General features: G+C 70.3%; 8 protein-coding genes. All 8 read left to right on the forward strand.

The window, feature by feature from the left end; genetic code table 11:
* Positions 1 to 758: HAD-IC family P-type ATPase (locus ACLN58_RS14010; RefSeq protein WP_415855874.1), on the forward strand; the 758-nt coding region annotated here is incomplete at its 5' end.
* Positions 759 to 768: 10 nt separating this feature from the next.
* A complete protein-coding gene (kdpC, locus tag ACLN58_RS14015) occupies positions 769 to 1,350 on the forward strand; it encodes a K(+)-transporting ATPase subunit C (RefSeq protein WP_415855875.1) in 582 nt (193 codons plus the stop codon).
* A gap of 35 nt (positions 1,351 to 1,385) precedes the next feature.
* Positions 1,386 to 3,905: a DUF4118 domain-containing protein gene (locus ACLN58_RS14020; protein WP_415855876.1), complete on the forward strand. Its 2,520-nt coding sequence runs from the start codon at positions 1,386 to 1,388 to the stop codon at positions 3,903 to 3,905.
* Positions 3,906 to 3,981: 76 nt separating this feature from the next.
* On the forward strand, positions 3,982 to 4,707 hold the full coding sequence (locus ACLN58_RS14025; RefSeq protein ID WP_415855877.1) for a response regulator: 726 nt from the start codon (positions 3,982 to 3,984) through the stop codon (positions 4,705 to 4,707).
* Positions 4,708 to 4,748: 41 nt separating this feature from the next.
* Positions 4,749 to 5,789 carry an NAD-dependent epimerase/dehydratase family protein gene (locus ACLN58_RS14030; RefSeq protein ID WP_415855878.1) on the forward strand — a complete coding sequence of 347 codons (1,041 nt, stop codon included), beginning with the start codon at positions 4,749 to 4,751 and terminating at the stop codon, positions 5,787 to 5,789.
* A 27-nt stretch (positions 5,790 to 5,816) separates the two neighbouring features.
* On the forward strand, positions 5,817 to 6,281 hold the full coding sequence (locus ACLN58_RS14035) for a phage tail protein (RefSeq protein ID WP_415855879.1): 465 nt from the start codon (positions 5,817 to 5,819) through the stop codon (positions 6,279 to 6,281).
* 13 nt (positions 6,282 to 6,294) lie between these two features.
* Positions 6,295 to 6,813: a GNAT family N-acetyltransferase gene (locus ACLN58_RS14040; RefSeq protein ID WP_415855880.1), complete on the forward strand. Its 519-nt coding sequence runs from the start codon at positions 6,295 to 6,297 to the stop codon at positions 6,811 to 6,813.
* Between the two features lie 50 nt (positions 6,814 to 6,863).
* A partial coding sequence (locus tag ACLN58_RS14045) for a penicillin-binding transpeptidase domain-containing protein (RefSeq protein WP_415855881.1) occupies positions 6,864 to 8,497 on the forward strand: 1,634 nt, incomplete at its 3' end.

Raw genomic sequence — 8,497 nt, forward strand, 5'->3', positions numbered from 1 at the left:
ACGACGGCGGGCGGCCCCGCGTGCTGGGCGTCGTGCACCTCGCGGACGTGGTCAAGCCGGGCATCGCGGACCGCTTCGCCGCGCTGCGCCGCATGGGCATCCGCACGGTCATGATCACAGGCGACAACAAGCTCACTGCGGCCGCGATCGCCCGCGAGGCCGGCGTCGACGACTACATGGCCGAGGCGACTCCCGAGGACAAGCTCACACGCATCCGGCACGAGCAGGCCGCGGGACACCTGGTGGCGATGACGGGCGACGGCACCAACGACGCCCCGGCTCTGGCCGCCGCCGACGTGGGCGTCGCGATGAACTCGGGCACCCAGGCCGCGAAGGAGGCCGCCAACATGGTGGACCTCGACTCGGACCCGACCAAGCTCATCGACGTCGTGGCGATCGGCAAGCAGCTGCTCATCACGCGCGGCTCGCTCACCACGTTCTCGGTTGCGAACGACGTCGCGAAGTACTTCGCGATCATTCCCGCGCTGTTCGTCGCGGTGTTCCCGGGCCTGGGCCTGCTCAACATCATGGGCCTCGCAAGCCCGAAGAGCGCGGTCCTCGCGGCCGTCATCTTCAACGCGATCATCATCGTGATGCTCGTCCCGCTTGCCCTCCGCGGCGTGCGCTACCGGCCGGTGTCCGCCCAGCAGGCGCTGCGCCGCAACCTGCTCATCTATGGCGTCGGCGGGATCATTGCCCCGTTCATCGGCATCAAGATCATCGACCTGCTCCTGGCCATCGTGCCGGGACTGCATTGAGGAGACCCCTGTGACAGCGTATCTTCGACAGTTCGCCGCCTCGTTCCGTTTCCTCCTCACGGCGACCGTGCTGCTCGGCGTCCTGTACCCACTCGCCATGTTCGGCGTGGGGCAGGCGATTGCGTCCGCCCAAGCGAACGGCTCGATCGCCCAGCTCAACGGCCAGCCGGCCGCGTCGAGCCTCATCGCGCAGGCCGTGCCGGACAAGGAGACGCGGTTCTTCTTTCCGAGGCCATCTTCGGTCAAGTGGGATCCGACGACGTCCGGCGCAACCAACCTCGGCCCGTCCGACCCGGCGCGCGCCAAGGCTGAGTCGGACGCCCGCGCGGCGATCGCGGCCCGCGAAGGCGTCGCGGAATCCGCGGTGCCGCTCGACGCCGTGACAGCCTCGGCGTCGGGGCTCGACCCGGACATCTCGCCCGCGTACGCCGAGCTCCAGGTGCCGCGGGTCGCGAAGGCGACCGGCCTCAGCACGGAGCAGGTGGAGAAGCTCGTGGCGGACGCGACGAGCAACCCGGTCCTGAGCCTGCTCGGGCAGCCGGCGGTCAACACGACGAAGCTCAATCTCGCGATCGCCGGACAGATCAAATAGGCCTATCAGGGCGGGCCGACTGGAAGAATCAAGGCATGGACCGCGGGAGCCTGCGCATCTTCCTCGGCGCCGCGCCCGGCGTCGGCAAGACCTATGGGATGCTCGAAGAGGCCCATCGGCTCGCCGCGTCGGGCACGGACGTCGTGGTCGCCGTCGTGATGGACCACGGCCGCGTGCAGACGGCCGCGCTCACCGACGGACTGGAACTCATCCCGGTGCGCATGGTCGAGTATCGCGGCACGACACTTCCCGAGATGGACGTCGACGCGGTGCTCGCGCGGCGGCCGCATACGGCGCTCGTCGACGAGTACGCGCACACGAACGCGCCCGGAAGCCGGCACCAGAAGCGCTGGGAGGACGTCGACGAGCTCCTCGACGCCGGAATCAACGTCTTCACGACCGTCAACGTCCAGCACCTCGCCTCGCTCAATGACGTGGTCGAGGCCATCACCGGCACGCGACAGCAGGAGATGATCCCTGACGCGATCGTCCGCAAGGCCGACCAGATCGAGCTCGTCGACATCCCGCCGGAGCTCCTGCGCCAGCGCCTGAGCGCCGGGCTCGTGTACGCGCCAGACAAGATCGACGCCGCGCTGGCGAACTACTTCCGGCTCGGCAACCTGTCCGCGCTGCGCGAGATCGCCCTCACGTGGCTCGCGGACCGGGTCGAGGAGGGGCTGGCCGAATACCGGCAGCGGCACGGGATCGCGGAGACCTGGCCCGCTCGCGAGCGGGTCGTCGTCGCGTTAACCGGAGGCCCCGAGGGCGAGGCGCTGATCCGACGGGGCGCGCGCATCCTCGCGCGCGTGAGCGGCGGTGACCTGCTCGCAGTCCACGTCCGGCGCCCCGACGGCCTCGCCGAGGGATCCGAGAGCGCACTCACCGCCCAGCGCAGGCTCGTCGAGGACCTGGGCGGAACCTACCAACAGCTCGCCGGCGACGACGTCGCGTCCAGCCTCCTCGACTTCGCCCGGACGGTGAACGCGACCCAAATCGTCGTTGGCGTCTCGCGCCACACCCGCCTCCAGCAGCTGTTCGGTGCGGGCGGAGTGGGCAGCGCCGTCGTTCGCGACTCCGGCGACATCGACGTGCACATGGTGACGCACTCGCTCGCGGGGCGCGCTCCCAGGCTGCGCCTCACGCCCCTCCTCGGGCGGCGTCGCACGATCGCCGGCTACGCCCTCGCGTTTGTCTTCCCGATCGTCATGACGGCCGCGCTCCTGCCGTTCCCCGAGCTCAACCTCACGACCCACGCGCTCGCGCACCTGTGCGCGGTCGTGGCCGTGGCGTTCGTGGGCGGGCTCTGGCCGGCGGCCGTCGCCGCGGTCTTCGACTCCCTTCTCCTCAACTACTTCGTCACGCCGCCCATCGGCACGCTCACCATCGACGATCCGCAGAACTTCTTCGCCCTCGTCGTGTTCCTGACAGTAGCCGTCGCGTTCTCCCTCGTGGTGGGGGTCTCGTCGCGGCGGTCCCGAGACGCGGCGCTGGCCAGGGCGGAGGCTGGCACGCTGAGCGAGCTCGCAAGAGGATCGCTCGCGCGCGATCAGAATGCCGAGGACTTCCTCGAACAGCTTCGGACCGAGTTCCAGCTCGGATCCGTGAGCGTACTCGCCGCACAGGACGGGGAGTGGAGGTTGCGGGCAAAGGCGGGCACGGAGGCTCCCTCCACCCCGGACGAGGCGGACGGCGCCGACCACTTCGAACCAGGCCTCACCCTGGCGTGGAAGGGTCGCCCCCTCAGCGGGGGCGAGCGGCGGCTCATGGCGGCCTTCGAGGCGCACCTCACGGCCCTCCTTGAGCGGCAGCAGCTCGCCCTGAGCCTGCGCGAGACCATCAAGCTCGGAGAGGCCAACCGGATCCGCACCTCGATCCTGCGCGCCGTCTCGCACGACCTCCGCACCCCGCTCGCGGGAATCCGCCTCGCCGTCACGGCCCTGAGCCGCCAGCGCGACAAGATGACTCCCGGAGAGCAGACTGAGATGCTCGAGGCCGTCGACGCCTACTCGGGACGCCTCGACAGACTCGTGGCAAACCTGCTGGACATGTCCCGGATCGAGAGCGACGCCCTCGCCGTCCTCCGCGAGCCCGTCACGTGGCTCGACGTCGTCTCCGAGGTCCTCGCGGAGCTGCCACCCGAGGCAGTGCGCGTGGACCTCGCGCCAAACCTTCCAGCGGTCGACGGCGACCGCGGCCTTCTGGTGCGTGCCCTCGCCAACGTCGTGGAGAACGCCGTGAAATACGCGCCGGGCAGTGACATCGTCATCGTCGCAACCACCGGCGGACTCCTCGCCCCCGGCATCGGCGACCGGCCAGTGAGCGAGCTGCGCGTGATCGACCATGGCACCGGGGTCCCGCCCGAACGGGTCATGGCCATGTTCCAGCCGTTCCAGCGGCTCGGGGACGAGGACACCGGCCCGGGGATCGGCCTCGGGCTCGCCGTGGCGAAGGGATTCATCGAGGCCATGGGCGGCGAGCTCACGGCGGAGGCGACCCCCGGCGGCGGACTCACCATGGTGCTCCGCGTGCCCCTGTATGCCGGACCGCGCGAATGAGCAGCAAGGGGCCGGGGAGCGCGCGGCACCGGCAAAGACCGGGCTGGCCCCAAGCCCCTCGAGAAGGAACGGACGCATGAAGCGCGTACTCGCGGTTGACGACGAGCCGCAGCTCCTGCGCGCGCTGCAGATCAACCTGCGCGCCGAGGGGTACACCGTCGTTGTCGCCACCAACGGAACAGAAGCCCTCCGGCTCGCCGCCTCGGAGCCGCCGGACGTCCTCGTCCTGGACCTCGGACTCCCAGACATGAACGGTGCAGAGGTGATCCGGGGCATCCGCGGCTGGTCGGACGTGCCCATCGTCGTGCTCTCGGCCCGGCACGGCTCGGCGGACAAGGTCGAGGCACTCGACGCCGGAGCCGACGACTACGTGACCAAGCCGTTCGGACTCGACGAGCTGCTCGCGCGGCTGCGCGCCGTCGAACGCCGCTCCGTCCGTGCCCCCGCCGGCGAAGTGATCGGCGCGGGGGACCTCCTCATCGACCTAGGCGCGGGAACCGTCACGCGCCGTGGCGAACGAGTCCACCTCACGCCGCGCGAATGGGGCGTCCTGCAGATGCTCGTGTCCAACCGCGGCAAGCTCGTCACCCAGCGGCAGATCCTCCAGAGCGTCTGGGGCCCTGACTACGGGGAGGAGTCGCAGTACCTGCGCGTGTACATGGTCCAGCTGAGGCGCAAGCTCGAGACCGACCCGGCGCACCCCCGGCACCTCATCACCGAGGCAGGCCGGGGATACCGGTTCGAGGACGCTGACGCGCAGGCAGAGCCTCGAACCGAAGGGGAGCAGCGTGACCTCCGCTAAGCCCTAGCAGGATCTTGATGCGGAGCGCTCACAATGGAGCCATGGCTACCGTACTCGTGACCGGCGGCACAGGCTTCGTCGGCGCCCACGCTATCGCCCAGCTCCTCACGGCCGGCCACACGGTCCGGACCACCCTGCGATCGCAGGCTCGGCGACCCGAGATCGAGCGCATGCTCGTCACGGCCGGGGCGCCGCACCCCGAGCGTGTTTCCTACGTTCAGGCCGATCTGATGGCGGACGCCGGGTGGAATGAGGCCGCCTCGGGGGCCGACTACGTCCTGCACGTCGCGTCGCCCTTCCCGAGCCGCCAGCCGAAAGACGAGGACGAGCTCATCGTCCCGGCCCGCGACGGCGCTCTCCGCGTGCTGCGCGCCGCCCGGGACGCGGGGGTCCGGCGGGTGGTCCTCACCTCCTCGTTCGCCTCGATCGGCTACGGGCACGCTCCGGATCTCGCCGGGGGCGCCCACGCTCGGGACGAGACCTCGTGGACCGACGTCGACGGCCCGGGCGTCTCGCCGTACGCGAAGTCGAAGACGATCGCGGAGCGTGCCGCCTGGGACTTCATCGCGAATGAAGGCGGAGGGCTTGAGCTCGCGGTCGTGAATCCCGTGGCTATCCTCGGGCCCGTCCTGGGACCCGACCTCTCGAATTCGGTCCGGATCGTCCAGGCGCTGCTCGCCGGCTATCTTCCCGTGGCCCCGCCCATGTGGATGAACGTCGTGGACGTGCGGGACGTCGTCGACCTCCACCTCAGGGCCATGACCGCGCCCGAGGCCGCCGGGCAACGCTTCCTGGCCGTGGCCGGCGAACCGATTTCCGTCCACGCGATGGCGCTCGCGCTCCGTTCGTCCCTCGGCCGCTCGGCCGCCAGGGTGCCCGCGCGCACGGCGCCCGCGTGGGTCTTCCAGGCTCTCGCGCTCGCCGCGCCCCCGGCTCGCGAGATCCTTCCCATGCTCAACACGGTGCGGCGCGCGAGCAACGCGAAGGCGCGCACCGTGCTGGGGTGGTCGCCGCGTTCGAACGAGGAGGCCGTCGTCGCCTGCGCGGAGAGCCTCGTGAGCAAAGGGATCGTCCGGGGCTGACTCGGACCAATGCGATAGCCTGCCGGTATGTCCTACACCGTGGATTTCACCACTGTCTCGACTGTCGGCCTGGAGTCTTCGCCAGTTGCGGACGCGCTCGCCGGGCTGCGGGCGAACGAGGCCCGCTACTTCAGGAACAAGTACGGCCACGTGTTCACGGTGGAGCCCGCGAGCGATGCCTCGGAGACCGTCGACTGGGTGCACCGGATCCTCAAGGAGGAGCGGGACCTCGTCATCTCGTCCCGGCCCCTCGAGGCGACGGCCTTTCAGGTCGAGAACATCCGCATGGCGTACGTCTTCTACGAAAGCGGCCTGTCCATCAACGTCATGTACACCGTTGACGACGGCGGGAAGCGCGCCGTGGGCTTCAAGCTTTCCGACGGGATGGAAGTCCCCGAGGAGCTCGCCTCGAAGTTCAAGTTCGCGAGGCAGAACTCGAAGCTCGCCGGCACCATCCGCGGCTCCTTCTTCGTCATCAAGAACGAGTACTGATCCCTTACGAGATATGAGCCTCTCGCCTCGCCCTCAGTGCCGCCCCGCGACCTCCGACGACTGGCCCCGCATCCGCGACATCTACGCCGCCGGAATTGAGGCCGGTGACGCGACGTTCGAATCGGCGCCGCCGGACTCCTGGGAGAGGTTCGCGGCCTCGAAGGTCTTCGTGATCGTGTGCGAGGACGGGCTCGGCGTGCTCGGCTGGGCCAGCGCGGCCCGAGTGTCGCAGCGGGCGGTCTATCGGGGCGTCGTCGAGCACTCCGTGTACGTGGATCCTGGCGCCGCGGGCCGCGGGGTGGGGAGCGCGCTCATGGCGGGACTGCTCGACGCGGCGGCGCGCGAGGGCGTGTGGACCGTGCAGGCCACGGTGTTTCCCGAGAACGTGGCGAGCCTCGGCCTCCACCGCAAGTTCGGCTTCCGTGAGGTGGGCCGCCGCGAGCGCATTGCGCTCATGCCGCGCGGTCCGCTCGCCGGGACCTGGCGCGACACGGTGCTCCTCGAGCTCCGATTAGGCCATCGATCTGAATAAATTTCGTGCGTCCCTTATGGGCCGGGTCGGCGAGTGCGTAGGCTGAGCCAGTGGGGAATCTGCGCGCTCTGTCGCTCGTCTTGTCCGTCGCTGTTCTGGGCGCAGCCCTGACCTCCTGCGACAACGGCGCTCAGGCCGCCGCCAAGGCCGCCGCCGATCAAGTATCGAAGGCCCTCTCGGCACTCGACGTCTCCCAGGCTCCCCTCAGCGGCACCGATCCGGCTGCCGCGCAGACACGCCTCAAGGCAATCGTCGAGGGTCTCGGTGACGTCAAGCCGAGCGTCTCGGCTGGCCAGGCCACCACATCGAACGGCACCACGACGGTGCCGTTCGATTTTCGCTGGAAGCTCTCGGGCCGCGAGTGGACCTACACGACGACGGCGCGGCTCGCCCAGAATGGCGACAAGTGGACGGTCGACTGGAGCCCCACGCTCGTGGCCCCGGGCCTCCAGTCCGGCGAGGTGCTCGTGGCCGACACCAAGGCGCCGCCGCGCGCGGACATCCTCGGGGCCGGCGACGCGAAGCTCGTGACCGACCGGCCCGTGCTGCGCGTGGGGATCGACAAGACGAAGGTCGTCGCGCAAGACCAGGACGCGTCCGCCCGAGCCCTCGCCACGCTCGTGGGCCTTGACCCGGCCGATTACGCGAAGCAGGTGGCCTCCGCGGGCGCCAAGGCCTTCGTCGAGGCCATCGTGCTCCGCGACGCCCCGGGCCGGACCCCCACGGACCAGCAGATCACCGCCGTGAGCGGCGCCGTCCTGCTCGGGGACACCCTCCCGCTCGCGCCGACCCGCACGTTCGCGCGCGCCGTGCTCGGCACGGTGGGCCAGGCCACGGCCGAACAGATCCAGAAATCCAACGGCGCGCTGCAGGCGGGCGACGAGACAGGCACGGGCGGCCTCGAGGAACAGTACGACGACGAGCTGCGCGGCCAGGAGGGCGTCACCGTGTATGCGGTCGCCTCGCCAGACGCCGGCGGGGCTCCGAGCTCCGCGAGCCCCAGCACCAGCCCGGCCTCGAGCGCAAGGCCCTCGCCGTCGTCGTCCGCGGCGGCCAAGCGGCAGCTGTTCGTCGCCGCTCCCGTGCCCGGCACCGCTCTGCGGACCACGCTCGATCCGCGCCTCCAGCAGATCGCGGAGGACGCGCTCGCGAAGGTCGGGCCGGCCTCGGCGGTCGTGGCGATCCGACCCTCGGACGGTTCGGTGCTCGCTGCCGCAAGCGGTCCCGGGAGCAACGGCTACAACACGGCCATGCTGGGCCAGTACGCCCCGGGCTCCATCTTCAAGACGGTCGATTCGCTCGCGCTCCTGCGCGGCGGCGCCACGCCGGACCTCTCGGTCGAGTGCACCCCGAGCCTCACGGTGGACGGCAAGACGTTCCAGAACGCCACCGGCTACCCGAGCGCGCACCTCGGCACGATCACGCTGCGGGACGCGTACGCGCATTCCTGCAACACGGCCTTCATCTCGCAACGGGACAAGGTCTCGCAGGAGCAGCTCCAGGGGACGGCGGCGTCGCTCGGCGTCGGCGTGGACGCGGGCGTGCTCGGCGCGCCCGCCTTCCTCGGTTCCGTGCCCGGCGATGCGACGAGCACCGAGCACGCCGCGTCGATGATCGGCCAGGGCAAGGTCCTCTTCTCGCCGCTCTCGGCCGCCGTCATGGCCGCGTCGGTCGAGAAGGGCGG

Origin of the sequence: Sinomonas sp. G460-2 (assembly GCF_047759905.1) — a bacterium.
In the GTDB taxonomy this organism is placed as follows: domain Bacteria; phylum Actinomycetota; class Actinomycetes; order Actinomycetales; family Micrococcaceae; genus Sinomonas.